The sequence below is a fragment of the Caproicibacter sp. genome (genome assembly GCF_046707225.1).
Lineage (GTDB): Bacteria > Bacillota > Clostridia > Oscillospirales > Acutalibacteraceae > Caproicibacter.
Genome location: NZ_JBJKOP010000044.1, coordinates 20,087 through 46,884 on the forward strand (window position 1 = coordinate 20,087; position 26,798 = coordinate 46,884).

General features: G+C 56.7%; 27 protein-coding genes and 1 tRNA gene. 11 read left to right on the top strand and 17 right to left on the bottom strand.

Features of this window, described 5'->3' with window-relative positions:
* Nucleotide 1 precedes the first annotated feature (1 nt).
* From ACLQ3M_RS12415 to ACLQ3M_RS12440, 6 genes are all read right to left on the bottom strand, one after another.
* On the bottom strand, nt 2-706 hold the full coding sequence (locus ACLQ3M_RS12415) for a GntR family transcriptional regulator (RefSeq protein ID WP_411678000.1): 705 nt from the start codon (nt 704-706) through the stop codon (nt 2-4).
* A gap of 365 nt (nt 707-1,071) precedes the next feature.
* Nucleotides 1,072-1,536 carry a DUF4358 domain-containing protein gene (locus ACLQ3M_RS12420; protein WP_411678001.1) on the bottom strand — a complete coding sequence of 155 codons (465 nt, stop codon included), beginning with the start codon at nt 1,534-1,536 and terminating at the stop codon, nt 1,072-1,074.
* A 16-nt stretch (nt 1,537-1,552) separates the two neighbouring features.
* Nucleotides 1,553-2,461 (bottom strand): GDSL-type esterase/lipase family protein, encoded by a 909-nt coding sequence (locus tag ACLQ3M_RS12425; RefSeq protein WP_411678002.1) that lies wholly within the window; start codon nt 2,459-2,461, stop codon nt 1,553-1,555.
* A gap of 145 nt (nt 2,462-2,606) precedes the next feature.
* A complete protein-coding gene (locus tag ACLQ3M_RS12430) occupies nt 2,607-3,305 on the bottom strand; it encodes a GNAT family N-acetyltransferase (protein ID WP_411678003.1) in 699 nt (232 codons plus the stop codon).
* Between the two features lie 121 nt (nt 3,306-3,426).
* Nucleotides 3,427-4,437 (bottom strand): GGGtGRT protein, encoded by a 1,011-nt coding sequence (locus tag ACLQ3M_RS12435; RefSeq protein WP_411678004.1) that lies wholly within the window; start codon nt 4,435-4,437, stop codon nt 3,427-3,429.
* A 23-nt stretch (nt 4,438-4,460) separates the two neighbouring features.
* Nucleotides 4,461-5,153, bottom strand: coding sequence for an iron-sulfur cluster assembly scaffold protein (locus ACLQ3M_RS12440; protein ID WP_066645591.1), 693 nt, complete (start codon nt 5,151-5,153; stop codon nt 4,461-4,463).
* Between the two features lie 230 nt (nt 5,154-5,383).
* On the opposite strand from ACLQ3M_RS12440, the gene ACLQ3M_RS12445 reads away from it, so the two are divergent.
* The 3 genes from ACLQ3M_RS12445 (at nt 5,384) to ACLQ3M_RS12455 (ending at nt 7,563) form a co-directional block, all read left to right on the top strand.
* The gene (locus ACLQ3M_RS12445) at nt 5,384-5,698 is read left to right on the top strand and encodes a hypothetical protein (protein WP_411678005.1); all 315 of its coding nucleotides are present in this window, start codon (nt 5,384-5,386) and stop codon (nt 5,696-5,698) included.
* Nucleotides 5,699-6,079: 381 nt separating this feature from the next.
* The gene (gene pta, locus ACLQ3M_RS12450; protein ID WP_411678006.1) at nt 6,080-7,072 is read left to right on the top strand and encodes a phosphate acetyltransferase; all 993 of its coding nucleotides are present in this window, start codon (nt 6,080-6,082) and stop codon (nt 7,070-7,072) included.
* Nucleotides 7,073-7,161: 89 nt separating this feature from the next.
* Nucleotides 7,162-7,563 carry a C-GCAxxG-C-C family (seleno)protein gene (locus ACLQ3M_RS12455; protein ID WP_411678007.1) on the top strand — a complete coding sequence of 134 codons (402 nt, stop codon included), beginning with the start codon at nt 7,162-7,164 and terminating at the stop codon, nt 7,561-7,563.
* 79 nt (nt 7,564-7,642) lie between these two features.
* Here the strand turns inward: ACLQ3M_RS12455 and ACLQ3M_RS12460 are convergent, their stop codons facing one another.
* Both ACLQ3M_RS12460 and ACLQ3M_RS12465 read right to left on the bottom strand, forming a co-directional pair.
* A complete protein-coding gene (locus tag ACLQ3M_RS12460; RefSeq protein ID WP_411678008.1) occupies nt 7,643-8,473 on the bottom strand; it encodes an alpha/beta fold hydrolase in 831 nt (276 codons plus the stop codon).
* Nucleotides 8,474-8,558: 85 nt separating this feature from the next.
* The gene (locus ACLQ3M_RS12465; protein ID WP_411678009.1) at nt 8,559-9,512 is read right to left on the bottom strand and encodes a dipeptidase; all 954 of its coding nucleotides are present in this window, start codon (nt 9,510-9,512) and stop codon (nt 8,559-8,561) included.
* Nucleotides 9,513-9,634: 122 nt separating this feature from the next.
* Between ACLQ3M_RS12465 and ACLQ3M_RS12470 the strand changes: the two genes are divergently transcribed.
* The 4 genes from ACLQ3M_RS12470 (at nt 9,635) to ACLQ3M_RS12485 (ending at nt 11,696) form a co-directional block, all read left to right on the top strand.
* A tRNA-Arg gene (locus tag ACLQ3M_RS12470) sits at nt 9,635-9,711 on the top strand.
* Nucleotides 9,712-9,860: 149 nt separating this feature from the next.
* Nucleotides 9,861-10,487 (top strand): potassium channel family protein, encoded by a 627-nt coding sequence (locus tag ACLQ3M_RS12475; protein ID WP_411678010.1) that lies wholly within the window; start codon nt 9,861-9,863, stop codon nt 10,485-10,487.
* A gap of 17 nt (nt 10,488-10,504) precedes the next feature.
* Nucleotides 10,505-11,167, top strand: a complete 663-nt coding sequence (locus tag ACLQ3M_RS12480) for a potassium channel family protein (protein ID WP_411678011.1) — start codon at nt 10,505-10,507, stop codon at nt 11,165-11,167.
* A gap of 31 nt (nt 11,168-11,198) precedes the next feature.
* Nucleotides 11,199-11,696: an HD domain-containing protein gene (locus tag ACLQ3M_RS12485; RefSeq protein ID WP_411678012.1), complete on the top strand. Its 498-nt coding sequence runs from the start codon at nt 11,199-11,201 to the stop codon at nt 11,694-11,696.
* A gap of 56 nt (nt 11,697-11,752) precedes the next feature.
* Here the strand turns inward: ACLQ3M_RS12485 and ACLQ3M_RS12490 are convergent, their stop codons facing one another.
* The 7 genes from ACLQ3M_RS12490 to ACLQ3M_RS12520 form a co-directional block, all read right to left on the bottom strand.
* Nucleotides 11,753-12,328, bottom strand: a complete 576-nt coding sequence (locus ACLQ3M_RS12490; RefSeq protein ID WP_411678013.1) for a class I SAM-dependent methyltransferase — start codon at nt 12,326-12,328, stop codon at nt 11,753-11,755.
* A gap of 106 nt (nt 12,329-12,434) precedes the next feature.
* Nucleotides 12,435-13,103, bottom strand: coding sequence for an HAD family hydrolase (locus tag ACLQ3M_RS12495; RefSeq protein ID WP_411678014.1), 669 nt, complete (start codon nt 13,101-13,103; stop codon nt 12,435-12,437).
* A 99-nt stretch (nt 13,104-13,202) separates the two neighbouring features.
* The gene (locus ACLQ3M_RS12500; RefSeq protein WP_411678015.1) at nt 13,203-14,633 is read right to left on the bottom strand and encodes an alanine/glycine:cation symporter family protein; all 1,431 of its coding nucleotides are present in this window, start codon (nt 14,631-14,633) and stop codon (nt 13,203-13,205) included.
* A gap of 339 nt (nt 14,634-14,972) precedes the next feature.
* Nucleotides 14,973-16,874: an NAD(+) synthase gene (locus tag ACLQ3M_RS12505; RefSeq protein WP_411678016.1), complete on the bottom strand. Its 1,902-nt coding sequence runs from the start codon at nt 16,872-16,874 to the stop codon at nt 14,973-14,975.
* Nucleotides 16,867-17,994 (bottom strand): lysylphosphatidylglycerol synthase transmembrane domain-containing protein, encoded by a 1,128-nt coding sequence (locus ACLQ3M_RS12510; protein WP_411678017.1) that lies wholly within the window; start codon nt 17,992-17,994, stop codon nt 16,867-16,869. Before ACLQ3M_RS12510 ends, ACLQ3M_RS12505 begins: the two co-directional genes overlap by 8 nt.
* A 34-nt stretch (nt 17,995-18,028) precedes the next feature.
* The gene (locus ACLQ3M_RS12515) at nt 18,029-19,009 is read right to left on the bottom strand and encodes a glycosyltransferase (RefSeq protein WP_411678018.1); all 981 of its coding nucleotides are present in this window, start codon (nt 19,007-19,009) and stop codon (nt 18,029-18,031) included.
* 176 nt (nt 19,010-19,185) lie between these two features.
* Nucleotides 19,186-20,853: a VanW family protein gene (locus ACLQ3M_RS12520; RefSeq protein WP_411678019.1), complete on the bottom strand. Its 1,668-nt coding sequence runs from the start codon at nt 20,851-20,853 to the stop codon at nt 19,186-19,188.
* A 199-nt stretch (nt 20,854-21,052) separates the two neighbouring features.
* Between ACLQ3M_RS12520 and ACLQ3M_RS12525 the strand changes: the two genes are divergently transcribed.
* Nucleotides 21,053-22,174 carry an MGDG synthase family glycosyltransferase gene (locus tag ACLQ3M_RS12525; RefSeq protein ID WP_411678020.1) on the top strand — a complete coding sequence of 374 codons (1,122 nt, stop codon included), beginning with the start codon at nt 21,053-21,055 and terminating at the stop codon, nt 22,172-22,174.
* A 76-nt stretch (nt 22,175-22,250) separates the two neighbouring features.
* Here the strand turns inward: ACLQ3M_RS12525 and ACLQ3M_RS12530 are convergent, their stop codons facing one another.
* Together ACLQ3M_RS12530 and ACLQ3M_RS12535 are read right to left on the bottom strand one after the other, a co-directional pair.
* A complete protein-coding gene (locus tag ACLQ3M_RS12530; RefSeq protein WP_411678021.1) occupies nt 22,251-22,706 on the bottom strand; it encodes a hypothetical protein in 456 nt (151 codons plus the stop codon).
* Between the two features lie 159 nt (nt 22,707-22,865).
* Nucleotides 22,866-23,594, bottom strand: coding sequence for a DUF975 family protein (locus ACLQ3M_RS12535; RefSeq protein WP_411678022.1), 729 nt, complete (start codon nt 23,592-23,594; stop codon nt 22,866-22,868).
* A gap of 280 nt (nt 23,595-23,874) precedes the next feature.
* Between ACLQ3M_RS12535 and ACLQ3M_RS12540 the strand changes: the two genes are divergently transcribed.
* From ACLQ3M_RS12540 to ACLQ3M_RS12550, 3 genes are all read left to right on the top strand, one after another.
* Entirely contained in the window at nt 23,875-25,077 is a 1,203-nt protein-coding gene (locus ACLQ3M_RS12540; protein ID WP_411678023.1) for a quaternary amine ABC transporter ATP-binding protein, read from the top strand.
* On the top strand, nt 25,070-25,912 hold the full coding sequence (locus ACLQ3M_RS12545) for an ABC transporter permease (protein WP_411678024.1): 843 nt from the start codon (nt 25,070-25,072) through the stop codon (nt 25,910-25,912). Before ACLQ3M_RS12540 ends, ACLQ3M_RS12545 begins: the two co-directional genes overlap by 8 nt.
* Nucleotides 25,913-25,980: 68 nt before the next feature.
* Nucleotides 25,981-26,798: glycine betaine ABC transporter substrate-binding protein (locus ACLQ3M_RS12550; protein WP_411678025.1), on the top strand; the 818-nt coding region annotated here is incomplete at its 3' end.

A 26,798-nucleotide genomic window follows, 5' to 3' on the forward strand; every position in this document is an offset into this window, starting at 1 on the left:
TTTACGAATCGGTCCGGATACATTTGGAAAGGTATTCCTTGCTGGTGATATATTCAATCACCTTTTCCTTTGCCAGAGCTAAATGACTGCGGTTGATCTCCTCCGCCTTTTCAACGTCTCCGGCAAGAATATTGCTTACAATTCCTTCATGCTCCACAATGGATTCGTCAAACCTCTGGCGGCTGACCAGCGAATAAATGCGAAAGGGCTGAATGATGGAGTGTATCTTGTCATAGGTCGATTCGATCAGGCTGTTGCCGCCCAGGCTGATAATCAGCGAGTGCAGCGTGGTATCATGCTCGATATAATTTTTCAGATCGTTGCTTTGATAGGTTTTTTTCAGATTTTCCAGACAGCCGGCAATGACTTTCTTCATCTCCGGCGTCAGAAACCGGGGCGATTTGCGGATGGCCTGCGACTCAAGCAGAACCCGGAATTCAAATACTTCGTCGATGTCCTTCGCGGTGAACACCCGCACAAAGGTGCCCTTGTTGGGAATTGTGTCCACCAGGCCGTCATTCGACAGCTTGCGCAGAGCGTCGCGAATCGGCGAACGGCTCACGTGCAGATGTTCCGCCAGTTCCTTTTCCTGCAGCCACTGGCCGGGCGAATAGGTTCCGTCGCATATCTCGCTTTTCAGGATCTGATAAACCTGATCCTGCATGGTTGTCACTAAATTGTTGCGGTTTCCGAACAATGATTTCATCCCCATAAACGACTAATTTAAATAAGACTCCGCGCGGCGAAACATAAAACTCTATTTTCATTCTTGATTGCTTCGATCCTTTACGGTACGAACCTTTGGGTCGGTTTCCCTTTTTTGTAAATAAAAAAGAAAGCCCCCAAAACAAGAGCCTTCCAGCATCTTTTCGAATAGCTTCAGCTATCGTTTTGCAGTCCTGGCCGCCTAATTTGCCAAAGAATCGGGTTCATCCCGAATCATGTATGAAGAATACATCCTTCTACTATAAACTACCTCATTTTATCTTTTTTGTCAATACCTAAAAAAGGCCGAACAAAGCCCGGAAAAGCGGCTTTTGCCGCCTCTTCCGGGCTTTTGATTCCCGTCTGTCAGGACAGGAACCCGTCTATGGTCTTTTTCGCGGTTTCATTGTCGTTCGAAACGCACAGAACCACGTATTTTCCTTTTTGCACAAGAACCGGGTCCTGCAGCTTTGCCATTTCGGCGGGCTGGTAATCCTGAAAACCCGCCCTTTGCGTCGTGATCCGCTCTTCCGCTTTTTCTTTCACCCGGCCGGCGGCCTGATCGTCCTTTGCCTCAAACGCGGCGACCTCTTCCGCGGTCGCGCCGGTGCTTTCATACACGGCGGCCTTTACGACGTCGCCGGAGTCGATTCCGTAGATTTGAATTGCCATATCCTGTTTGATTTCGGACATCTGGTCCTGAAACTTTACGCTTCCGATCAGACCGTCCGCAATTTTCTGTACATCCGCCGTTTGAGCGGCCCTCCCGCCGGAGCAGCCCGGCAGCAAAAGCAGCAGCACAGCCGCTGCGCATAGAATTCCCTTTTTCATTCCCGCTCCCCCGTATTCACTCGTTTGCTTTCAGATAATCGCACCATTTGGCGCAGTATTCGGAATTCAGATGAACCCCGTCCGTCGAGGCATCCTCCGGCAAAACGCCGTTTTCAGAAACCGCCCGCGCCGTATCCAGATAGATGACCTTCTGATCTTTTGCAATTTTTTGAATCGCCTGATTGTAGGAGACGATTTTGCTGTTTTTATAAATGGAGCTTTCAGCCGATTTTTGCGCGGAAACCGGAAAAATCGCCTGAAGATAAATTTCCGCCTTCGGATGGTCTTTTTTCAGGTCTTTCACCATTTTGGAATAATCGTCCACAAACGACTGCATGCTGGACCAGCCCAGCTCGTTCACGCCAAGCATCACATAGATTTTGCCGAACGGATGCTTCGCCTGAGCCTCCATCACGGTCTTTTTCGACCCGTTGTCCATAATTTCGCGCCGGGTGTATACCGTGTTGACCATCAGCCCTTTTAAGGCATAATAGGTCGCGCCGGATAAACCGTCGTAGTTTCTCAGCCCCTCTGTTCGGCTGTCCCCGATAAACAGCGCGTCGGAAAACCAGCCCTGCGCCGCCTGCCTGCCGGGCGGCGGCCCGGACTCCGAAGAAGGCGCGTTCCCCAAAGACGACGGGTCGGCAGCAGGCGCCCGGGAAGAAACCGAGGCCTGTGAAGACACGGCCGGTGCGAAAGATTCGGCAGCCGCGGTCTGCCGTGCCGAAGAAGCCGGCCGCGCGGAAGAATCACTCTGTGAGGAGAAAGCCGGCCGGGAGCCTGAAAGATCCGCCACCACCGCGGTCGTGCCCTTGACCACCGCGACCAGCAGAGATAAAAGGCACAGACAAACGGCAGTCCGCCACAGAAAAAGCCTCCTGCGTCTTTTTTTTCGGCGCACCACTTTTTCACTGATAGGCTGCATACGCGAACGGTTCCTTTCCCGGCTCAATGCGTTGACGGTCGCTTTCTTTCCTTATTATACTCCAACGAACCCGTTCGTAAAAGAGGAAAATCCGGGAATGACAAAACTGTTATTCCCATTACCTTTTTGTAAACATTCTGTCCCACTACCGCATCAGCCAGCAAATGGAATACTCCGAAAAACGGAACCCAAGCCCACGGTGAAGCGCGACGGACGCCGCGTTTCCGGCTTTAATCTGCGCGTACGGAACCCGGCCGTTCCGCAGCAGCCGGTTGGCCTGGAATGTTTCCAGCTGCCTTGCGATTCCCCGTCGGCGGTATTCGGGCAGAACCTCCAGCATACCCATTGCACCGTCGTCGTGCCGCCCGATGAACCCGGCGGGCTCGCCCCGCACAAAAGCGCCGAACGTCTCGCCGGAGCGCAGCCGCTCCCGCAGGTAGTCTTCGTCGTCGATGTTTTGATAATGCTCTTTGACAAACGGCAAAAAAGTTTCATCCAAAGCCCTGATTTGGGCCGGATTTTTGTCTGCGGGCAGCGGGCTTTCGCCAAAATAGACCGCGTTGCAAACCTGCAGCCGGGTGTGCAGGCCGAATTTTTCTTCGGCGTATTCCATCCCGTACTTCCGGTGCGCCACGACCAGCTCCGCGCGCTCCGCCGCCGAAAGCAGCCGCCGGGCCGCTTCCTCGCTTTTTGCGCTGAGCGTGTACGCGCCGCTGCCCGTGTCGTACAGCAGCACGCCGTTCTCCTCCGCCTGCAGAACGCGGGCGCTGCCGCGGCGGACGCTTTCCAGCATGTCCGTGTGCAGAAGCGGGTCCTGTTCCAAATATGCCAGTGCCGGTTCCATGAGATCACCTCGTCTTTCCAATATAAAAAAAAGGAGCATGACGCCCCGTCATGCTCCCGCCGGGCCGTATGGCAGCGGCCCGGACCAAACCAGCCGAATTGCTTCGGCCGTATGCTTTTTCTCAGTCCGCCAGCGCCTTGTAGACGGCAACCGCGCAGGCGACCGTCGCGCCGACCATCGGGTTGTTGCCCATGCCGATCAGGCCCATCATCTCCACGTGCGCCGGCACGGAGGAGGAGCCGGCGAACTGGGCGTCGCCGTGCATTCTGCCCATCGAATCGGTCAGGCCGTAGGAAGCGGGGCCCGCTCCCATATTGTCCGGGTGCAGGGTGCGGCCGGTACCGCCGCCGGAAGCGACGGAGAAATATTTCTTGCCGTTTTCAATCGCCCATTTCTTGTAGGTGCCCGCCACAAGATGCTGGAAACGAACCGGGTTGGTGGAGTTGCCGGTGATGGAAACGTCCACGCCCTCCGCCTGCATGATCGCGACGCCCTCGCGCACGTCGTTCGCGCCGTAGCACTTTACCTTCGCGCGCTCGCCGTCCGAGAACGGGCGGGTCTCGACAACTTTCAGCTCATCCGCGAAATAATCGAAGTCCGTTTTGACATAAGTAAAGCCGTTGATGCGGGAAATGATGTATGCCGCGTCTTTGCCGAGGCCGTTCAGAATCACGCGGAGCGGTTCCTTGCGGGCGGAGTTTGCGGAGCGGGCGATTCCGATCGCGCCTTCCGCCGCCGCGAAGGATTCGTGGCCCGCGAGGAAGCAGAAACACTTTGTCTCGTCACGCAGAAGCATCGCGCCCAGATTTCCGTGGCCGAGGCCGACCTTGCGCTGTTCCGCGACGGAGCCCGGCACGGTGAAGGATTCCAGGCCCGCGCCGATTTTTTCGGCGGCCTCCGCGGCGTTCGCGACGCCGGTCTTCAAACCGATGGCGCAGCCGACGGTGTAGGCCCAAACCGCGTTGTCAAACGCGATCGGCTGAACGCCCTTGACGATTTTTTCAACGTCCACCCCTTTGGAAAGGCAAAGATCGCGCGCTTCCTCAAGACTTCCCAGGCCATACTCGGCAAGACACTTTTCGATTTTGGCCATTCTTCTTTCTTTATTTTCGAATTTCACATCGTTAGCCATTTCGTTTGTCCTCCTCACTGGTCTCATTCTTCGCGCGGGTCGATATATTTCGCCGCGCCGTCGAAGCGTCCGTACTGGCCGATATTTTTCTTGTAGGCTTCGTCCGGGCTGACTCCGTGGCGGATGTCTTCCATCATTTTGCCAAGGCGGACAAACTGGTAGCCGATGACTTCGCTGTTTTCATCCAGCGCGAGCTTCGTCACATAGCCCTCCGTCATTTCAAGGTAGCGAACGCCCTTCGGCACGGTGCCGTACATGGTGCCGATCTGCGAGCGCAGGCCCTTGCCCAGGTCCTCGAGGCCGGCGCCGACGGGCAGGCCGTCCTCTGAAAACGCCGTCTGGCTGCGGCCGTAGGCCAGCTGCTTGAACAGCTCGCGCATCGCGACGTTGATCGCGTCGCAGACAAGGTCCGTGTTCAGGCACTCCAGCAAAGTCTTGCCCGGCAGAATTTCCGCGGCCATCGCGGCGGAATGCGTCATGCCGGAGCAGCCGAGGGTTTCGACCAGAGCCTCCTGCACAATGCCGTTCTTCACGTTCAGCGTCAGCTTGCAGGCGCCCTGCTGCGGCGCGCACCAGCCCACGCCGTGCGTCAGGCCGGAAAGATCCTTGATTTCATAGGCCTTGACCCATTTTCCCTCTTCCGGGATGGGCGCCGGGCCGTGTTTCGGTCCCTTTGTTACCACACACATTTTTTCCACTTCTGCGGAATAGTTCATATCGGTGCTCCTTTCGGTTTTGTTTCCCCCTGAAAACCTTCCCATGTTTTAAGATCTTGCATATGGCTTTCATTATAGCGGATTGTTTAAAACTTATCAATATCTAATCCCACAAATCGGCCGAAAGGCCTTTTAAAGTTTTAGATAAATAGGAAGTTTTTTTCGAAGCGTTTGCTTTATTTCATCATTCGTATTATGATGAAAATTGTCAAAAAAAGGAGGAACAGAACATGGAAAACCAAAACCCAATGCCGCAGCCCGCACAGTACCAGCCCCAGCCGCCGCAGGCGTATCAGAACCCGGCGTCTTATGAGGACGCCTCGCCGCTGAGCGTGGGGAACTACATCATCATGATGCTGATTTCGGTCATTCCGATCGTCAACCTCATGATGCTGTTCGTCTGGGGCTTCGGCAACAGCAACCGGAACAAAAAGAACTGGGCGCGCGCGCAGCTGATTATGCTTGCGGTCGGTATTTTGCTGTGCGTCCTGTTTGGGGCAAGCCTGGTCGCATCCATTGCAAGCATGGGCGTAGCCCGTTACTAAAAATCCGGTTTATTTGCGGCGGGGGCTCCCTTAGCAGGGGAGCCCTCTTTTTTTCATGCCCTTCATTCTCCCAAAATTCCAAACGGATACAGCGCCATGGCAAAATTTCCGCGGGCCGGCCTGTGCTTTTCATTGTTTGAAATCCACCCTGATTTCCTAACGAAAAAAAGCCCGGTGCGCTTGTTTCTTCCCTTTTTAGGTATTTCGACCGTTCGGGGAAAGAAATCCAGGCGCCGTTTGCCTTTTACTCTGTTAAAATGTTAACTTTTCTTTTTTTTCCGGTTGGAAAGAGGTATAATAACCAAAGAATACTGTTCGGCACAGGCGAAAATGTCAAACGTCTCACTATGATTCATATACAAAGAGAGGAAGTCTGAAGCAATGAATTTTATCGATCAGATGATTGAAAAGGCAATCGCCGACAAAAAGACGATCGTCCTTCCGGAGGGTACCGATAAACGCGTCGTCACGGCGGCCGCCGAAGTAGTCAAACGCAAAATCGCGAACGTGATTCTGCTCGGCAAAGAAGAGGAGATCAGGAAGGCGGCGGACGGAGCCGACCTTTCCGGCATAAAAATCATCGACCCGGAAAACACTGATCTGCACGACGATTACGCGAACACCTTTTATGAAATGCGCAAGGCGAAGGGCATGACCCCGGAAAAAGCCTCCGAAACCATGAAGGACGCAACCTATTTCGGCGTCATGCTGGTGAAAAAGGGCGTCGCGGACGGCATGGTTTCCGGCGCGTGCCATTCCACCGCGAACACGCTCCGCCCGGCGCTGCAGATCATCCGCACCGCTCCGGACGCGAAGATGGTCTCCGCGTTCTTCCTCATCAACGTGCCGAACTGCGAATACGGCGAGAACGGCACGTTCATCTTCGCGGACAGCGGCCTGAACATCAACCCGAGCGCGGACGAGCTTTCCGAAATCGCCATCGCTTCCGCCAAGACCTTCAAGTCCCTGGTCGGCGCGGAGCCGAAGGTCGCCATGCTTTCCTTCTCCACCAAGGGCAGCGGCAAGGACGCGCTGGTCGACAAGGTCGTGGAAGCGACGAAGCTGGCGAAGGAAAAGGCTCCGGACCTTCTGCTGGACGGCGAGCTGCAGGCTGACGCCGCCCTGGTTCCTGCCGTCGCGGCTTCCAAGGCTCCGGGCAGCAAGGTCGCGGGTCACGCGAACGTGCTCATTTTCCCGGATCTGAACGTCGGCAACATCGGCTACAAGCTCGTGGAGCGCCTCGCGAAAGCGGAAGCCTACGGCCCGGTTCTGCAGGGCATCGCCAAGCCGGTCAACGACCTGTCCCGCGGCTGCAAGGCCGAGGACATCGTCGGCGTGGTCGCCATTACCGCCGTTCAGGCGCAGAGCAAGTAAACCTTTTCGCAATTAAATCAAATTCCACTGAATATGCCTGTCCGAAAATCTTCGGACAGGCATTTCTTCAACAGAAAGAGGATGATTCCATGCTGAGAGACAAAGTGCGCGATTATTATCTGGGAAAAGACAACAACTGCGCGGAAACGACGCTGCACGCGATCAACGACGAATACCACCTGAACCTTCCGGAAGAATCCTTTAAGCTGATCGGCGGTTTCGGCGGCGGAATGGGCTGCGGAAAGACGTGCGGCGCGCTCTGCGCCTGCGTCGCCGCCCTCGGCGAAATGACGATTGAGGAACGCGCCCACGCTACGCCGGAATTTAAAGAGCGCTGCGCCGCCCTGGTGGAAAAATTCACCGAAAAGCTGGGGGGCACGGAGTGCTGCGAGCTGACGAAAAAGTACAAGAAAGAAGATACCCGCTGTCTTGACACCGTCCTGCTCGCGGCGGACGCGTTTGAAGAATTCCTGAAAGAGCAAAACGCTTAAAAGCCGGTTCGGCGCAGGTTATTGAAAACTCATTTTTCCTTTCCGGAATCGGCCGCCCGAGACAATCGGGGCGGCCGATTCATTCTTTCACGCTGTTTAAAAAGCTGTCAAAATATCCATAGAATTCCTCTTTGTCTGCAAGGTGTACATTGTGGTCCGGGTGAGACATTTCACGCGCGGCACAGTTGGGCAGCAGCTTCTTCATTTTCTCAAAGTCCTCGTCGGGCACCGCCTCATGACTCCCGGAACGGATCAGAAGAACAGGGCATTTTATCATCGGCAGCAAATGATACCAGCCTGTATAGTTTGCAATTCCCTCAGCCATCGCCGCGGAGCTGAATCTCATCTCCCAGCCCTCCGCCGTTTCGGTAAGGCTGCTCATAAAGTACCGGTATTCCAAATAGGAGCAGGCCACTCCCCGAAGGAATTCCGCCGCCTCTTCGCAGGAAGAAAACGGCATCGGCCAGTCCTTTGTGGGATTAAACCGCCGGAATTCCTCCGCGGGAAACGGCTTTTCAGGCCCGGCGGCCGATTTGTCCAGAATCGCCAAAGCTTTTACGCGCGCCGGGTATTTCGCCGCCAGATACCCCGCCACGGCGCCGCCCATCGAATGACCGACCACAATCGCGGAAGAGATTTGTAAATGGTCCATAAGCCGGACCGTATCCTCCGCCATGATCGCGTCGGTATAGCCGGAAACCGGCTTGCTGCTCAGCCCGTGCCCCCGCTGATCCGCCGCAATCACCCTGTACGCCGCGCCATATCTCCGCATCAGGTCGGCCCACGTCTCAGCCCGTCCGCATCTTCCGTGAATACACAGGATTGCCGGTTTCTTTGCGTCCGTGTCCAAATAGAAAATTTCCGCGCCGTCCAGTTTTGCAATCTTTCTGTAAAGCTTCCCCTGATTCATTTTTAATTCCTTTCTTTCCGGTTCTACCCCTGCAGCCAGTGCCTTTTCATATCGACGCGTCCTCCGGGCAGAAAACGACTCGGAATCATTTGAGGTTCTGCGTAAAGAACCGGTACGCATTGTTGAAAAAGATGTCGTCCGCGAGCTTTTCCCCGAAGCTCGCACGCATCGCTTCGTAAAGCAGACCCATGTCCCCGATGCCCCGAACTTCAGCCTCAAGACGGCACCCGTCCAGGTCCGCCCCGACGGCGACCGCCTTTTCACCGCCCAGATTCAGAAAACGGTCCGCGTGCCGCAGCAGGTCGTCGACAGTACCGCCGCCGCCGGTGAACTCCGAAAACAGATTCAGCCCGACCACGCCGCCGCGCCCCGCGATTTCGCGGAACTGGTCGTCCGTCAGGTTCCGCGGGTGGTCCGTAATGCGCTTTGAGTCGGAATGCGTCGCGACAAACGGGCCCTGTATAAGCCGCGCGACGTCCCAGAATCCTTTTTCCGACAGATGGGAAACGTCGACCGTCATGCCAAGCTCTCCCATTTCCAGCACGACCTCTTTCCCGAACCGGGAAAGCCCCTCCGCAGACGGGGTCATGCAGCCGTCCCCCAACTCGTTCGGCCCGTTCCAGGTGAGCGTGATCATCCGCACGCCTTCCTCCCGCGTTTTCGCAAGGTTGGAAAGCTCCCCGCCGAGGGCGGCGGCCCCCTCGATGGAAAGCAGCGCCATGTTCCGCCCGCCGGACCGCGCCCGTTCCAGTTCCCGCCCGTCCCGGCAGAGCGCGGGCGCTCCGCTTTCTTTTTCTTCGGCCAGCTTTTCCTTCAGGTTTTTGACCACCGCCTGAAAATAGTGAAAGGCGGCTTCTCCCCGCAGCTCATCGCGGATAAAAACCGCGAACACCTGCGCCCAGCAGTCAAACCGCTTTGTCTTTTTCAGGTCGATGTGCAGCCCGTTCTCCGACAAGCCCAGCCTTTTCTCATAACACTCCGTCGCGGTGTCACAGTGCAGGTCAAAATACTCCATACGGCGCTCCCTTTCTGTTTTCATAACCGTTCTTCTATTATAATACGAATTCCGAATGGGAAAATGAGAAAAGTTGAATTCGCGGCGTCTTTTCTCTTTTTTGGCATTTGACTTTTGCCGCAACTGTGTTATAATACAGTAGTTATCCGCCCGTGGCGAAGCTGGATATCGCAGCAGATTCCGATTCTGAAGGCCGGGGGTTCAAATCCCTCCGGGCGGGCCAAAATGAAACAAGCAGGCGGGTTTTTATAACCCGCCTGCGGTCATATTCCCGGTGATTTTTCCTTTCCCCGGACGGCGCGGCGTTTTACGCGGTGCTTTTCCGGCGGGGTTGATCTGATACAGCATTCATAATACAGGGGGAGAGCATCAGTGAACGTACTTGTCATCGGCTGTGGGCGCCTCGGCTCAAGGCTTGCAGGAATTCTGGATAAAGAGGGGCACGACGTCACCGTCGTGGACGCCGACCCGGACTCTTTTCACAACCTGAAAAAGGATTTCAGCGGCATTACCATCGTCGGGATGCCGATGGACATCAAGGCTCTTCGCAACGCCGGCGTGGAAGGCTGCGACGCCATGGCGGTCGTTACGCCGGACGACAACCTGAATATCACGGTTTCACAGATGGCGCGGGAATTTTTCGGGATTGAAAACGTGGTGGCCCGCATTTCGGACCCCCTGCGCGAAAATGTGTTCAAGAGCTTCGGCCTGAAAACGGTTTGCCCGACCAAGCTGGCGGGGGACGCCCTCTCGACCGCGCTGACGCTTCCGTGGGAATCGAAAACCATGACGCTCGGAACGTCCACCGCGACGTTCCACATTAAAGAGGTTGACCGCGCACACAACGGCATCAGGCTTTCCGAAGTCCCCAAAGACGACGGCGAAGTGATCTTCGGGGTCATTACCTCCGACGGTCAGATGACCCTGTGCCGGGGCGGCAATGAAAATTCGGTTCTGGAAGAGGGCGACCGCGTCGTCCTTGCGTCCGTGATCGACTGACCGAAGGAGGATTTCTGATGAAGATCATCATTGTCGGCGGCGGCAAACTGGGCAACCAGATTGCGCGCAACATGCTGGAACGGAAATACACCGTCAAACTGATTGAAAAGGACAAGGTGAAATGCACCCGCCTCGCCAACGACCTTGACGCCGAGGTAATTTTCGGCGACGGCACCGAGCTGGACGCGCTGGAAGAAGCCGGCGCGAAAAGCGCGGACTGCTTTATCGCCGTTACCGGAAGCGACCAGGACAACCTTGTCGCTTCTCAGCTTGCGAAAAAGGAATTTAAAATCAAAAAGGTGATCGCGAGGAACAACGACCCCCGCAACCTGGACGCGCTGCGCAAGCTCGGCCCGGATATCGCCGTGAGCAGCACGGAGATCATCACCAACATGATCGAACAGGAAGTCGACAGCGCCCAGATGCACCTGCTGGCCACGCTGAACAAAGGGCGGGCGTCCATCAGCGCGCTCAAGCTGCCGGAAGACACGGCGCTCAGCGGCGTCACGCTGCGCGACCTGACCCTGCCGAACGGCTCGCTGATCATTTCCATCGTGCGAAACGAAACGCTGATTATCCCGAACGGCCTGACTTCCTTTCTTCCGAACGATGAAATCGTCGCGGTCTGCGACGGCAGCAGCGAAAAGACCCTGCTGAAAACCCTGGGCGCCCGAAAATAAGCCGATTGAATTGAGCGGGAGGGAACGTCGCATGGAATACTCCGTTTCGCGCCTGATTTCGGAAATGCTCCGCTGCAACGCGGGCGACCCCAGACGAATTCAGCACGCGCTGAAGGTTTACGCGTTTTCCAAAGCGATCGGCGGGGAAGAGGGTCTCTCCCCGGCGCGGCGCAAGGTCTTGGAAGCCGCGGCGGTGCTTCACGACATCGGCATCCATGAGAGCGAGCGGAAATACGGCTCCTCCGCGGGCCGGTATCAGGAACTGGAAGGCCCTCCGGTGGCGCGGGAGCTTCTAAAACCGTTTGACCTGCCGACTGAATTTACGGACCGGGTCTGCTACCTGATCGGGCATCACCACACCTATGACGGAATCGACGGAATCGATTATCAGATTCTGGTGGAAGCGGACTTCCTCGTCAACCTGTATGAGGACGGCTGCACGCGGGAAGCAGCCCGGTCGGCTTTGGAACGGATTTTTAAAACGGAGACCGGCAAAGGGTATCTTAAAAGTATGTTTTTCACGGAATAAGCAGCAGACCAACGGCGCGCGGAATCAACCGCGCGCCGTTTTTTCCGTTCCGGCCGTTACTTTTTACCTGCCGCGAAGTACACGTTCTTAATCGGGGATTCCCATTCGACGTTCCGGAACGCCGAACGCCCCAAAATTTCACGGATTTCTTTTGCGGAGCACGTTCCGCCGGATTCCCCTGCGTAGCGTGCGACCACCCGCGCAAGAGTCAGTCCGGCCGGCGTCCTCCCGTATCCGAACAGGATCAGCGTTCCGTCCTTTCTCAGCACCCGGTAAAACTGGTTGACCGCCCGCGCGGGGTTTTGGCATCGGCGGATCGAGTTGCCGCAAATCAGCAGGTCGAACGACGCGTCCGGATACGGCAGGTTTTCCGCGTCGCCGACCGTTACCTGCGCGCGCCCGCCAAGCTGCTCCGCCGCCGCTTTGATCCGCCGCTCCGACAGGTCGATTCCGCAGGCGCGGATTCCGGGATGTTCCGCAAGGAGCAGCTCCAAAAGCTCACCGCGCCGGCACCCGACGTCGAGAACCGACCGGAATTCGAGCGGGCCGGTCCTTTGCAGCAGCAAACCGGCAATCCGCCCCCGCTCCGCCGACCGCGGGCCGGTTCGTGCCGCCGCTCTTTTTTCGTCCATCCATGTCACCGGCTTCCCTGTAAAAATGGGTTTCCCGCAGATCCTTCGTTGGATTGCGGGAATTAATTTTGTATTATAATCAATTTTATCGGCAAAGTAAATAGGCTCAGAAGAACTTCCGATAAAATTTTTCTTCTGTCAACTCCTCCAGGCTGCGGACATATCCGTCGCCGACGGAAAGCGCGTCCTTTTCGCAGAGATTGGAATTTTCATCGTACACGCCGACCGCGTTCATCCCAGCCGCCTTTGCACCGATCAGGCCGGGCAGCACGTCCTCAAAAACCGCGCAGGAACCGGGCGTAACGCCGAGACGTTCGGCGCACAGCAGGTAAACGTCCGGGAACCCCTTTCCCCGGGCGGTTTCCGTCACGGAGGCAAACGCGCCGAAGCAGCCGTAGATTCCGTTATGCTTCAGCGCCGGGCCGTACAGCTCTTCCGGCAGCGCGGTCGCCACGCCGAGTCTGACCCCGCGTTCCTCCAGAACGCGCAGGCATTCCCGCGCGCCCGGCTTCAGCGCGATGCGCTGCGCGTATTCCCGCGCGACCATGCCGTTCCACTCGCGGATGAGCTCCTCCGGCGCTTCCGGCAGGGCGAACCGGCCGACGGTATAGCGCGCCGCCTCGGTAAAGCTCATCGCGGATACCGTTTCGGTATAATCCGGCGGCACCTCAAGGCCCCTCCGCCGCAGAAATTCGCGGTCCACCCGGCTCCACACGGTCAGCGAATCGAGCAGCGTTCCGTCAAGGTCAAAAACCGCCGCGGTATGTTTTTCCATTTCCGTTCTCCTTTTCCCACGCAAAAGCGCCGGGGGCTTTCCCTCCGGCGCCGATCTGTTCTCATTTTAACATGCCCCGAAGGAAGAGTCAATCCGCGGTCATTTCACCGGATGCTTTCTCATGTGGTCGAGGAATTTGTCCGTTTCGCGCGCGACCACGCCGCTCAGGCAGAACAGGGCAATCAGGTTGGGGAACGCCATCAGGCCGTTCAGGATGTCCGCGATGTTCCACACGGCGCTGACCGTCAGGAACGGGCCGACCAGAACGGCGAGCACCCACAGCCAGCTGTAAACCTTGACCGCGCCCATGTTTTTGTTGCTCAGATACTCAACGCAGCGGGAACCGTAGTAATTCCAGCCGAGGATGGTCGTAAAGGCAAACAGGACCAGACAGGCCATAATGATAAACTCGCCGACGCGCGGGGCGAAGAAGAACCCCTTCCGAAACGCGTCGGAGGTAATCTGGACGCCCTCCAGCCCCGGCACCTTCCACGCGTCCGAAGCGATAATGCAAAGGCCCGTGATATTGCAGATAATGATGGTGTCGAAGAAGGTCCCGAGCATGGAAACCAGGCCCTGCTGAGCGGCCCAGTCCACCTGCCCGGCAGCCGCCGCAATCGGCGCGCTGCCGAGGCCTGCCTCGTTGGAGAAGATTCCGCGGGAAATTCCCTTCTGGATCGCGGCCGAAACCGCCGCGCCCGCAAAGCCGCCGACCGCCGCCGTGCCGCGGAACGCGCCGGAGAAAATCGCCCCGAACGCCGCGGGCAGACGGCCCGCGTTATAGATCAGCAGGTAAACACCGCAGACCACATAAACCACGAACATAAATGGCACGACGACCTGCGCCACGCTGGAAATGCGCCTAATCCCGCCCACGATGACCAGGGCGGTCAGCGCTGTGACGACCACGGCGGTAATCACGAGCGCCCAGGTGTATTTCATTCCGAAAATCGTAATGGTGTACGCCTGCTGCGGATCGGCGAAATCCTGCACCGCGCTGGTGATGCCGTTGATCTGCGTCATGGTGCCGATGCCAAGCAGGCCGGCTGCCGCGCCGAAAAACGCGAACAGCTTCGCAAGCCAGCGAAAGCTGATGTGGAACCGCTCCTGCATGCCGCGCTCGATGTAGTAGAAGGTCCCGCCCAGAACATGCCCGTCTTCATCAACATCGCGGTATTTGACGGCGAGCGTCGCCTCCGAATACTTTGTCGCCATGCCGAAGCACGCGGTCAGAATCATCCAGAACAGCGCGCCGGGCCCCCCGACGCCGATGGCCGTCGCAACGCCGACAATATTGCCGGTGCCCACGGTCGCGGAAAGGGCCGTGCAGAGCGCCGCAAAGCTGCTCACTTCCCCCGCGGCCCCGTCCCCGCTGCTGCGCATGAAGCGGAACGCGTTCGGCATCTCCCTGATCTGAACGACGCGCAGCCGCACCGTCAGCAGAACGCCAAGGATCAGGATCATCGCGATCAGCGGAATCCCCCAGACCCATCCGTCAATTATTTTAATCCAGGCATTCACGTTTTCCATTTCATCAGACTCCTTTTCCGGTGATTTACGTCCGGAGCCGCCCCGGACGCTCCGTCTCTCCCAGTAAAGCCGCGTTGGCTTCACCGGTTTTGTTCCCCCGGCGAACAATTTCCGTTCCGCGCAGGAAAAGAAAAAGGAACCCGAATATTTCATCGGATTCCTCTGATTGTTCCCCAAAAAAGGCACTGCTCCAAAGAGTTGTCATTCCGCCTTTGGAACTAAACTTAGTTAAGTATACCAAGCGGAATTTACTTTGTCAAGTGATCTGCGGCGTTAAAAACCGAAGCGGCCGCGGAACAAAGGAAAGCACAGACGGTTTCGTCACCCCGGGAAGGAGGCTCAGAGCCTCTCGATTTCCCTGCTCCAAAGCGCCGCGGAAGCGTCGCTCGGCATGCGCCAGTCGCCGCGCTGAGACAGCGAAACAGAGCCGACCTTCGGCCCGTCCGGCAGGGCGGAACGCTTAAACTGGTTCGTGAAAAAGCGGCGGTAGAATTCGCCCAGCCACTTTTTCACCGTTGCTCCGTCATACTGCCCCTCAAACGCGGAAAGCGCCATGCGGTAAATTTTCCCCGGCGTGAAGCCGAAGCGCATCATGTAGTACAGGAAGAAATCGTGCAGCTCGTACGGGCCGACGATGTGCTCCGTCTTCTGGGCAATTTCTCCGTTTTCTTCCGGCGGAAGCAGCTCCGGGCTGACGGGAGTATCGAGAACATCCTCCAGCAAAGCGCGAAGCTCCTCCGGGCCGGTCACCGCCGCGTGGTGCACCAGATGCCGCACCAGCGTCTTCGGAATCGAGCAGTTCACCCCGTACATCGACATGATGTCCCCGTTGTAAGTCGCCCAGCCGAGCGCCAGCTCCGACAAATCGCCCGTACCGATCACCAGCCCGCCGTGCTGGTTTGCAAGGTCCATCAGAACCTGCGTGCGCTCGCGCGCCTGCGCGTTTTCATAGGTGACGTCCCGGTTTTCCGGGTCGTGCCCAATGTCCTGAAAGTGCCTTGAAACCGAGTCGCCGATCGGCACCTCCAGAAACCGCGCGTTTAAAAACTCCGCCAGCTTCTGCGCGTTGCCGCGGGTTCGGCCGGTGGTGCCGAAGCCCGGCATTGTCACGGCCAGAATCCCCTTATGGTCCATGCCCAGCAAATCGAACGCCCGCGCGACGACCAGCAGGGCAAGGGTGGAGTCCAGCCCGCCGGAAACGCCGATTACGGCGCACTTGGAGCCGGTGTGCCTGAGCCTGGTTTTCAGTCCGGCGGCCTGCAGGTTCAAGATCATTTCGCAGCGTTCCGCAAGGTCGCGGACGTCGTCCGGAACAAACGGCGTCGCGGGGAATTTCCGCTCCAGCTTAAATTCCGGCATTTCAATGGAAAACTCGATTTCATGGGCGGCGCCCTCGTTGCGCCAGGTCGTCATGCGCAGGCGTTCCTGAGAAAGTCGCTCCAAATCCACGTCCGCCGCGGTCAGGCCGGTCGTGAACTGTTCCGATTCCGCGAGCACCGTCCCGTTTTCGGCAATGACGCTGTGCCCGGTGTAGACCAGATCGGTCGAGGATTCGCCCTCGCCCGCGTCCGCGTAGCAGTAAGCGCAGACCAGGTGCCCGGACTGCATCCTCACCAGGTCGCGGCGGTAAGGGGCTTTCCCGATGATTTCATCGCTTGCGGAAAGATTGAATATCACCGTCGCGCCGCTCTGCGCCAGATGCACCGACGGCGGGCAGGGGACCCACAGGTCCTCGCAGATTTCGGCGCCGACCGAAAGGCCGGGCACGCTGCCGCAGCGGAACACAAGATCCCGCCCGAGCGGAACCTCCCGCCCGCAGAGGGTTACCTGCCGATAATCCGGGCCGGGCGTAAAATACCGCGCTTCGTAAAATTCGGTGTAGTTCGGCAGGTTCGTTTTTGGCACCAGCCCCAGAAGCTCGCCGCGGCAGAAGACCGCCGCGCAGTTGTAAAGGTCCGCGCCGACCGCGACCGGCAGTCCGACCAGCGTGAGCAGATTGAGCCTCTGCGACCGGGCCAGCAGTTCGGCAAGGGCCGATTCCGCGCCGGAAATCAGCGTCCGGTCGCGGAACAGGTCGCCGCAGGTGTAGCCCGTCAGGCAAAGCTCCGGAAACGCGGCCGCGGCGACGCCGCGTTTTTCGCATTCCTGCATCAGAGCCCAGACCGACTCAAGATTATACCGGCAGTCGGCCACCCGGATTTCCGGAGTGGCCGCCGCAATTTTTAAAAAACCGTCATTCATGTTTGATTCCTCCGCTGTTTGCCGCCTGCCCGGCTTCGGGGGCCGGCTGCTCCGCCGCGTCCGCCGCGCGCGCGGCTTTCATGCCGGCCCGCCTGCGCTCCGGAACCGCGAAAAACGCCCCGACCACAATGCAGGAATAGTAGGCCAGCAGGCGCCACAAAAGCATCGCCTGCTGAATGATTCCCGGCGCGAAAAACATCTGGAAAATAACGAGGAAGCTCCCCTCGGCCGCACCCGCCGCGCCGGGCAGCGGGGTGTAGCCGGATATCATAGTGACGAAGCTCTGCGCCGAAATCATATCGATAACGGGAGCGCCGGGGTTGTGAAAGGCCTTATAAATAAAAAAAGGCACCAGAAAAAGCGCCGTCAGCTGAATGACCGTAAAGCCGTATATTTTAACGCCGAGCGAACGCTTTCCCTGAAGGGCACGGTTGTTTTCCAGAAAAAACTCCAGCTGGCCCTTCACCTTTTCTCTCGTTTCCTGCGGTTTTTTCACCAGGTGAACCCGGGTCAGGACCCACACGGCGCCGCGGATGAGTTTTGTGGTGAACCCCGGACTGTAGGAAAACAGAACCAGCGCGACGACCACGGCGGCCTGGTACAGAAATCCGACGAATGCCAGCGCCATAAAGCCCTGAATCCTGCTTTGAAAAAACTGGTATTTCACCAGAATGACCAGCAGGGAATACACGGTAAGGGAGGTCTGGTACGTCAGAAATTTTTTGACAAGCGTCGAAACGGCGACCCCGGTGGAAATTCCCTGCCCGGTCAGCGCGAGAAACTGCATGGGCTGGCCCGCCAGCGCGTAGGGCGTGATGGAGTTAAAGTACTGCCCCACCATCGTGACCCGAAACGCGCTGCCGAATCCATACCGGCCGCCGCTGGTATGGAAAATCAGGGTGTGAATGATCAGGCTGTCCATCATCCAGTTCAAAAAGACGCTCGCCGCGGCGCAGAGCATCCAGAAAAAGCTGATGTTCGGCAGACTTTGAATCAAAACGGCAAGATTGTTTCCGGAAACGCAGAAATAGACCAGCATTCCGAGCGTCAGCGAAAACAGCGCCGCCTGAAAGATCTTTCGCCGTTTTGTATTTTCCGCCACCAACCGTTCCGACGGCACCCGTCGCTCACCTCGTTTACGTTCCCGCCGCAGACTATCGAACCGAGTAGTTTTCCTCCAGCTTTTCCGGCGAGGCAACCACTTCTGAAAATTCGCACAGTGCCTTGGAACTGATCTTATCCGCGGAGTAGACCCGCATCGCTTTGGAAATCTGCCGCATGTTTGTCATACACCCACGCATACATTTTTTCTCGCCATGCATTTTTAATACATACAAATAACAGCAGTTGCAGGTTTTTCTGGTCAGCGCAAGATAACTTTTTTTATATTTTTCAAACAGGCCGTTTTTTTCAAGGGAAATCCGGACCATCGCGATCGCGCGGATAAAGTCGTTGATCTTATTCGCGTTCATGGTCGCGAGCGTGCTCATGGAGTGCTGATTGTAGTAATAAAGGGGACGGTCCAGAACGACGACCCGGTTCGCGTGGGCGAACACCTTGTTTGCGGTGGCCATGTCCTCAAAGCACATGGTGGGAAAGGTGATGCCGTAATCCGTAAACAGGCTGCGGCGGTACAGCTTGTTCCACACCAGGCTTTGAATCTGCACGTCGCGCAGAAGCTTATTCATGGCCTGCGCGCGGTTAAAGACGCCCTTGCAGCGAAAGGGATATTCAAACAGAAAATCGCTGTCGATAAAATGGTAGTAATAATAACAGCACGAAATATCCGCGCCGTAATTCACGCACGCGTCGTGCAGTTCCTCCAGAAAAGTCGGCGCGACATAGTCGTCGCTGTCGACAAAGGTCAGGTATTCCCCCCGCGCGACGGCCATGCCGGCATTTCTCGCCTGGGACATTCCCGCGTTTTTCTGGTCGACGACCGTGATATTGTCATATTTTTCTTCAAAATGGCGCAGAATTTCAAGGGAGCCGTCGGTGGAACCGTCGTTGACGGCGATAATTTCAAAATTCCCAAAGGTCTGCTCCTCCAGTGATAAAAGGCATTTTCCCACGTATTTTTCAACATTGTAAACAGGTATCACAACACTGATTACCGGCGTATGCGTCTCAGTCAAATCGGTTCTTCCTTTCCAAGACAGCGTTTTCCGCAGGCGCGGTTCCGCTTGTTGTGAAGTCTAGAAAACGGCACATCCGGCTTTTGAAAAGTCAAGCCTGCCGCCATCACCATTTTTGCAGATTGCGGCATAAAAGTCAAGTTGTTTTTCGCGCGGCGCAGCGTCCCGCCGCCGTTTCATGCCGCGGGTTCCCCCTGCGCGGTAACATCGTCGTTCGCCGCCGCGCCCGCGGCGGAATCTTCGGAAACCGGCGAAGAGGAGGCCGGAGCGGAGGAAGCGGGCGGAGCAGAGGAAACCTTCGCCGCGGACGACGGGGAGGACGCAGGTTTGGAGGATGCCACCGGCTTGGAGGACGCGGGTTTGGAGGACGCTGTCTGCGAAGAAGCGCCCCGCGCCGCGGAGTCGCGGGTCAGTTCGGTCCCCTTGCCGTAGGAATAGTAAGCCGGCTGCGGCCGATAATAGGAAGACGGCAGGTCTTCGGTTTTTACCGACGTCCCGTTCCTGCGAAAAATTCTCTGCGCCGTCACCTTATATCCGCTGCGCGCCTTGGAGGTCATCTTAATTTCGCCCTTTTTCAGCGCCGGGTCAAGAATATACTGCGCCTGCGCCGGGGCGGTGATGGTATCGGTCACCTGCGAAACGACGTCGACCGAATCATATCCGTCCGGATGATAGCCGTAGACGGCTGCCGTCAGCACGCGGTTTTTCACGGACGTGACCAGGTACACGGGATAATCGGCCGGATTGGTGAATTTAAAATCCAGACTCGGGAAGCTGACGGTCGCGTCCTGCCCGATCGGGCAGTAGCTGGACGGGATGGAGTGATTGTACCGCTCGGTTATTTTCATTCCGGCGCGTACCGCGGCGCCGTAAACGGTGGTGGAAGCCTGGCAGATGCCGCCGCCGTATTCCTGAACCAGCTTCCCGTTTAAGATCGCCCCGGCCTGCCTGTAGCCCTGCGCCTGGCCGCACTCTCCCGCGGTGCCGAAAAAGGAGAATGTTGCCCCCGGTTCCACACAGACTCCGTTTGCGGAAAGGAGCGCTCTCGTCATATTATAGGTTCCGTTCGCGTTGTTTTTACTCACCGTGCTGAAAGTTCCCAGCAATTTCATGTGGGCTTTCAAATCGTCAAGCGTGCCTTCAAACGGGACTTCCCCGGTTGAAAGCGAAACCTTTCCCACCCCGCCGGACTCCAGCACGGATTTTGCCCCCGCGAGCAGTCTTTTCCGGTCGACCGAAACGCCGTTTTTCCCGTTTTCAAACGAAAACTGCTTTGTCTCCGTGTTGAAAGCGGTCACACGCGGGTTCTGCGCGGCGGTATCCACTTCATCGGCGACGGCGTTCAGCGCGGACTCGAGGGACGATTCCTCCACTTTGCTCGTCACCGTATAGGTTTTTGGCGAGGTCTTCAGGCTTTGCACCTGCCGGTAGCGTTCTTCCCGGTCCCCGCTGCGCGCCCAGGCGTAGGCCTCTTTCAGAACATCATTCGTATTATATTGAAACTTCAGATTCTTATTCGTAATCCGCCAGGTTTTGCCTGCGCCGGCAATCTGGAGCTCCACCGGGCTCTGCGCGCCGGGCAGGGCCGCTTCCACGGCCGCTTTCGCCTCGCTCATGCTTTTCCCGCCCAGGTCGATGCCCTGAACGACAATTCCGGAATAGAACGCGTCGGTGTCGATCGCGGCGGATACCTCCCTGGAATGTTTATATCCGGAGTAGAGGCTGTGCCCCAGCACCGCACCCGCGACGATCAGCAAGACCAGCGCGCCGGCAACTGCCGCTTTGGTTTTCATTCCGGGTTTTCCCACGGCCTGAGGCTGCAGGGCCTTATTTTCAGCAATCATGCACGTACCCCCTGTTCGGCCATGCGGCCGCGACTCCATTATATCCCCTGCTCCGCCCCGCGTAAAGTCACAGTCCTGTTACCATTTTAACCTGCGCTTTTGCACCGCCGGGGCATGGTATCTTTTCCAAATATATGATATAATCATTCCGGTATAACCGGTGAAAGCTCCGTAAATGATCAAATTCAGGGGTGTTTACGTGAAACTCTTAATTCTAACCGCGGCAACCGGCGGCGGACATATCCGCGCCTCCCGCGCCATACAGGCCTATATTTCAAAGAACTCCGCCGGCAGCGAAGTGGTTGTGGTCGACGCGCTGAAAAGCATCAGCAGCGTTCTGAACAAAACCGTCTGCGACGGGTATCATTTTCTTGCGACAAAGACGCCGAAGGTGTTCGGCCAGCTTTACCGCAAAACAAACGAAGAAAGCCTTCTCTCCACCCTGGTCGCCCGGTTCAGCGGCGTGTTCAGCCTGAAGCTGATACCGCTTCTGGAGCGGGAAAGACCGGATGTGATTATATCCACCCACCCGTTCGCGACCGAAATGATCTCTCACCTGAAATGGGCGGGCGCCGTCACGGCGCCGCTGATCTGCCTGATGACCGATTACGGCCCGCACCGCGCGTGGGTTGCCGACCACGTGGACGCCTATGTGGTCGCGAACGGCGATATGATCTCCGAAATGGAAGCGATGGGCGTCCCGAAAGAAAAGATTTACCCGTTCGGGATTCCGGTCGAAAATGTCTTCTTCACGGCGGGCGACCGGCCCGCGTTTCTGAAAAAGATCGGGCTGGACCCGGACCTTGCCACCATCCTGATTATGGCGGGCAGCTTCGGCGTAACCAACATCCTGAAAATCTACCGGCAGATTGTGCGGCTGGAGCAGAATTTTCAGATGATCGTCATCACCGGGCGCAACGAGCGCCTTTACGAGGAATTCGCCAAGCTGATTCCGGACAGCCCCAAGCCGACCAAACTGGTTCTTTTCACCAATGAGGTTGAAAATTATATGCACGCCGCGGACCTTTTAATTACAAAGCCCGGCGGGCTGACCGTTTCGGAGGCGCTCGCCTGCGGGATTCCGCTGGCCGTTTTCGACGCCATCCCCGGCCAGGAAGAGGACAACGCCAACTTTCTTCTGACCCATAACATGGCCGTCAAGCTGGAAAACGGCCAGGACTGCGGAGAGACCATCCGCTCTCTGCTTGCGGACAACCGCAAGCTGAGCGAAATGCGCTCCTCCTGCAAGGGCTTCGACAAATCCCGTTCCGCCGAAAACATTCTCCGGCTGATTCAGGATCTGTACGAAAAATCCCGGTAAAAATTCCATAGCGACTGAAAAATCCCCCCGCGCGGTTTCTGAAAACTCCGCGTGGGGGGATTTTTTTGCGTTTTTCCTAAACCAGTTCGTCCAGAGTCCCGCCGGCCTGCGTGCTCAGGTCCGCTTTGCTCTCTTCCGAGACCTCCTGCACCGCCGTCGGGCCGGAGGCCGGAATCAGCATGCGGTAAGACGCTTTCAGCGCGGCCATGGAAAGCACCGTGCTGTCGCTGCGTGAGCCGCCGTCTTTTCCGTCTTTCTTTTTCAGCTCGACCGGGCGCGAGGATTCCTTCCGCTTAATCTGGCGAATCTCCTGCTCGATTTTCGCAATCAGCTTTTCATATTTCCTGATTTTACTGGTGACTTCGGTCTGTGACATCCCGCTTTTGTTCGCCTTGTCCTTGTAATCCGTTTTGAGCTTCTGCACATCCTGCTCGAGTCGGACCAGCTCCGAAATCCGGTCCTGTTCCGTGTTCTGCCCGGAATCCGCCGTCTGAACGGCCGTGGAAGCCGCCGCAATTCCTTCTACCGCCATAAAACACCCTGCTTTGCTTCTTGATAAAATATATATCGGCAGATGGATTGGAATATTTAGGAAGTAAAGGTTTGCTTTCTCATTTTTCTTTTCGTTTTTTGAATTCCGGCATGAATCCGGGTCAATCAGGGAATTCTACAAAGACGGGCAAAGCCGGAATCAAAGCTGCGCGCCGGAGCGGCCCAGACAGAGCTCTTCTGGGCGGACAAATTCCATACGCAGCGCCCGGTCGCGCAGGAATAAATAAAGCTCCGCCTGCGCCGCGCTGTAATACGGCAGAACAAACAGCATGCCGACGCCAAAGCAGAGCGCCCCCAGCAGAAACCATCCCAGAAAGGACAGGTCAAAAATGAAGATCGCGCCCTTCTGGCCGTCCGTCATCCGGCGGCTGATTTGCCGCGCGCGCTCGCCGGGCAGGGACGGATTGTCGGAAAGAAGAAACGGAACCATGCTGTACTCCAATCCCTTTACAATTCCCGGAATGATCAGAAGCAAAGTCCAGAGAAAAATAAAAAGCTCCGTGATAAACATAGCACCCACGCCGTTCATGTAATTCCATCGGAACCCGCTGAACGCGGTTTCCACCTCGGCGGACTCGTAATGATTGCGGACAAAGTAGCGGGAAACTCCGATGACCAGGGGCTGCACGATAAAAACCGCGTACAATATTCCAAGCCACCCGAAATGGAAACTCCATATAAAATTGCCCGCCGCTCGCGTTTCGGCGGAAAACCACGGAAAAACTCCGAACCTGTGCCAGAACCCCGGGTTCACAAGCTGAAAGCCTTCGGTTAAAAACAAAAAAATAAAAGTAACCAGAAAAGCGGTCCAGTAACGTCCGCGCAGGGCGACTTTCGCGTTTGATTTTAATATTGACCGATCCCACATGCCGAATCCCTCCAAAATCCCATTCAATCCTGTAAAGAACCATATTGCCTATCATTATATGCGAACAGCCTGCCGGCCATCCGCGCTTTTATTATTCTACCGCAAAACCGCGGGGGATGCAATTCATGAGACCGGGAAAGAGCCCGTTTTGATTTCCATTTATTTACAATTTATGTTCCGTGAGGTTGACATCCTGCAACCTGCAAGTTATAATAGAGTTGTCTGTTTTTAAAAATGAACCGATCATATTTCGAATTGATCGGATTAAGGGAGTGATGGAATGCCGAAAGTAGAGGTCAAAAATTTATATAAAATTTTCGGTTCCAATCCAAAAAAGATCATCCCGCTTCTTGAAAAAGGGAAGGGGAAAGCCGAAATTCTGAAGTCCACGGGACACGGAGTCGGCGTGAACAACGCGAACTTTCAGGTGGAGGAAGGCGAAATCTTCGTCGTGATGGGGCTTTCCGGCAGCGGAAAGTCCACGCTGATCCGCTGCCTGAACCTGCTCATCCGGCCGACTGCCGGCGAAGTGCGGATCGACGGCGAAAACATCGCCGCCAGCAATAAAGAAGCCCTTTTGAAAATCCGCCGCAAAAAGATCGCGATGGTTTTTCAGAATTTCGCCCTGCTGCCGCACCGCACGGTGGAAAGCAACGTGGAATTCGGGCTTGAAATTCAGGGCATCGACCCGAACACCCGCCGCGAAAGGGCGCGCGAAGCGCTGCGCCTGGTGGGGCTGGAGGGACACGAGGACCGCATGCCCTCCCAGCTTTCCGGCGGCATGCAGCAGCGCGTCGGTCTGGCGCGCGCGCTGGCGAACGACCCGGATATTCTTCTGATGGACGAAGCGTTCAGCGCGCTTGACCCGCTGATCCGCAAGGAGATGCAGGACGAACTGCTGGCGCTGCAGACCAAGATGCACAAGACCATCATCTTTATCACGCATGACCTTGACGAGGCGCTGAAACTCGGCGACAAAATCGCGATCATGAAGGACGGCGTTATCGTGCAGACCGGCACACCGGAGGACATCCTCACGAATCCGGCGGACGATTACGTCCGCGAATTCGTACAGGACGTCAACCGCGTCAAGGTCGTGACCGCCTCCACCATTATGAGAAGGCCGGACCCCATCGCCTACGCGAAAGACGGCGTGCGGGTTGCCGTTCGCAAAATGAGGGAAGCCTCCATCTCCAGCATTTTCGTCGTTGACAAGGACCGGCACCTGAAAGGGATTCTCTCCATCGACAAAGCGGTGGACCTGCTGAAAGCAGGCACCCATGAACCGGAGAGCGTCAAGAACGCCATTGACACAAATGTGGAGACCGTTTCGCCCGACACCTCCATTGAAACACTTCTTCCCCTCGTCATCAATTCCAAATACCCGATCGTCGTGGTCGACGAGGAGCAGAAAGTAGTGGGCATTATTATGAAAGTATCCGTTCTGTCGGGTATCCTCGGGGAGGATGATGAAAATGTATAGACTTCCAATCGGGGATGTGGTAGAGAAAGCCATCGACTGGATGACGAAAAACTGGGCCGGATTTTTCGGCGGGATCAAGATGATTCTGCTCTGGGTCGTAACTTCCTTCGAACACCTGTTCGCCTTTATCCCGTTCTATGTCATGATCCTGATTCTGGCGCTGCTCGCCTGGCGTCTCGCCAGCCGCGGCACCGCGATTTTTACCGCGATCGGACTTCTGGTCGTCGTCTCCATCGGCCTTTGGGCGGAGACGATGGAAACGCTGGCTCTGGTCATAACCTCCACGCTGATCGCCCTGATCATCGGGATTCCGGTCGGCATCTGGATGTCGCGCAGCGAATCGGCCAACCGCATCATCCGGCCGATTCTGGATTTCATGCAGACCATGCCCGCCTTTGTGTACCTGATTCCCGCGGTTTATTTCTTTGACCTCGGCGTGGTGCCGGGCGCGGTCGCGACCGTGATCTTCGCCATGCCGCCCGCCGTCCGCCTGACAAACCTCGGCATCCGGCAGGTTCCGGGCGACGTGATCGAAGCGGCGCGCTCCTTCGGCTGCACCGGGAACCAGATGCTGTTCAAGGTGCAGATTCCTCTCGCAATGCCGACCATCCTGGCCGGGCTGAACCAGACGATCATGCTTTCGCTTTCCATGGTGGTCATCTCCTCCATGATCGGTGCGGAGGGCCTCGGCATCACCGTGCTGCAGGGCATCACGCAGCTGCAGGTCGGCAAGGGATTCGAGGGCGGCCTCGCCGTCGTCATCCTCGCGATGATTCTGGACCGCATCACGCAGGGAATCGGCAAATCAAACCGAAAAAAGATGAGCGCAAAATAATCTTACCGGAAAACGCCTTTCGGGGCTTTTCAATAAATTCACACATTCTATTCTGAAAGGGGATTGAAATGAAGAAATCAATTACAGCGGCAATACTGGCAGGCGCAATCTGCCTGGGTATGCTGGCGGGATGCGCACAGAACGGGGGAAGCAGCTCCGCGGCGAGCCAGACAGGCAGCGCGAATAACGGGGGAACGAAGCCCGAGATTCAAATCGGTTACGTCAACTGGTCGGAAGATATCGCCATGACGAACCTGATGAGCGCGATTTTAAAAGATAAGATGGGGTACGATACCAAGCAGGTTCAGACGGACGTCGCGCCGGTATTTGCTTCTCTGGCAAGCGGCGGCACCGACGTTTTCCTGGATTGCTGGCTTCCCGTCACCCATAAAAGTTATATGGACAAATACGGTTCCGAAGTGAAGGATTACGGGGTCAGCTTTGACAACGCGAAAATCGGGCTGGTCGTTCCGTCCTATGTCGATATCGACAGCATCGACCAGTTAAACGCCAACAAAGACAAATTCGACGGCACCATCGTCGGCATCGATTCCGGCGCGGGAATTATGACGACGACCGACAAGGCGCTGAAGGATTACGGCCTTGATTACAAGCTGATGCCGGGCAGCGGCCCGACCATGACGGCGGCGCTGAAAAAGGCTATTGACAACAAGGAACCGATTGTCGTGACCGGCTGGCAGCCGCACTGGATGTTCGCCAAGTGGGACTTAAAATTCCTGAAAGACCCGAAGGGCACTTACGGCGAAGCGGAATCCATCCACAAGCTCGGCTCGAAAAAGCTGGATGAGAAAGCTCCGGACGTTGCGAAGTTCCTCACCAATTTCAAGATGACAAGCGATCAGCTCGGCGACCTGATGGGCGCCGT

Coding starts and splice junctions, on each gene's coding strand:
- ACLQ3M_RS12520 (WP_411678019.1), bottom strand. CDS start 20,853: ATGATTGCTGAAAATAAGGCCCTGCAGCCTCAGGCCGTGGGAAAACCC.
- ACLQ3M_RS12415 (WP_411678000.1), bottom strand. CDS start 706: ATGAAATCATTGTTCGGAAACCGCAACAATTTAGTGACAACCATGCAG.
- ACLQ3M_RS12460 (WP_411678008.1), bottom strand. CDS start 8,473: ATGAATCAGGGGAAGCTTTACAGAAAGATTGCAAAACTGGACGGCGCG.
- ACLQ3M_RS12505 (WP_411678016.1), bottom strand. CDS start 16,874: ATGAATGACGGTTTTTTAAAAATTGCGGCGGCCACTCCGGAAATCCGG.
- ACLQ3M_RS12440 (WP_066645591.1), bottom strand. CDS start 5,153: ATGAACTATTCCGCAGAAGTGGAAAAAATGTGTGTGGTAACAAAGGGA.
- ACLQ3M_RS12500 (WP_411678015.1), bottom strand. CDS start 14,633: ATGGAAAACGTGAATGCCTGGATTAAAATAATTGACGGATGGGTCTGG.
- ACLQ3M_RS12490 (WP_411678013.1), bottom strand. CDS start 12,328: ATGGACGAAAAAAGAGCGGCGGCACGAACCGGCCCGCGGTCGGCGGAG.
- ACLQ3M_RS12435 (WP_411678004.1), bottom strand. CDS start 4,437: ATGGCTAACGATGTGAAATTCGAAAATAAAGAAAGAAGAATGGCCAAA.
- ACLQ3M_RS12485 (WP_411678012.1), top strand. CDS start 11,199: ATGGAATACTCCGTTTCGCGCCTGATTTCGGAAATGCTCCGCTGCAAC.
- ACLQ3M_RS12455 (WP_411678007.1), top strand. CDS start 7,162: ATGCTGAGAGACAAAGTGCGCGATTATTATCTGGGAAAAGACAACAAC.
- ACLQ3M_RS12420 (WP_411678001.1), bottom strand. CDS start 1,536: ATGAAAAAGGGAATTCTATGCGCAGCGGCTGTGCTGCTGCTTTTGCTG.
- ACLQ3M_RS12480 (WP_411678011.1), top strand. CDS start 10,505: ATGAAGATCATCATTGTCGGCGGCGGCAAACTGGGCAACCAGATTGCG.
- ACLQ3M_RS12495 (WP_411678014.1), bottom strand. CDS start 13,103: ATGGAAAAACATACCGCGGCGGTTTTTGACCTTGACGGAACGCTGCTC.
- pta (WP_411678006.1), top strand. CDS start 6,080: ATGAATTTTATCGATCAGATGATTGAAAAGGCAATCGCCGACAAAAAG.
- ACLQ3M_RS12430 (WP_411678003.1), bottom strand. CDS start 3,305: ATGGAACCGGCACTGGCATATTTGGAACAGGACCCGCTTCTGCACACG.
- ACLQ3M_RS12545 (WP_411678024.1), top strand. CDS start 25,070: ATGTATAGACTTCCAATCGGGGATGTGGTAGAGAAAGCCATCGACTGG.
- ACLQ3M_RS12425 (WP_411678002.1), bottom strand. CDS start 2,461: ATGCAGCCTATCAGTGAAAAAGTGGTGCGCCGAAAAAAAAGACGCAGG.
- ACLQ3M_RS12535 (WP_411678022.1), bottom strand. CDS start 23,594: ATGTGGGATCGGTCAATATTAAAATCAAACGCGAAAGTCGCCCTGCGC.
- ACLQ3M_RS12540 (WP_411678023.1), top strand. CDS start 23,875: ATGCCGAAAGTAGAGGTCAAAAATTTATATAAAATTTTCGGTTCCAAT.
- ACLQ3M_RS12530 (WP_411678021.1), bottom strand. CDS start 22,706: ATGGCGGTAGAAGGAATTGCGGCGGCTTCCACGGCCGTTCAGACGGCG.
- ACLQ3M_RS12465 (WP_411678009.1), bottom strand. CDS start 9,512: ATGAAAACAGAAAGGGAGCGCCGTATGGAGTATTTTGACCTGCACTGT.
- ACLQ3M_RS12445 (WP_411678005.1), top strand. CDS start 5,384: ATGGAAAACCAAAACCCAATGCCGCAGCCCGCACAGTACCAGCCCCAG.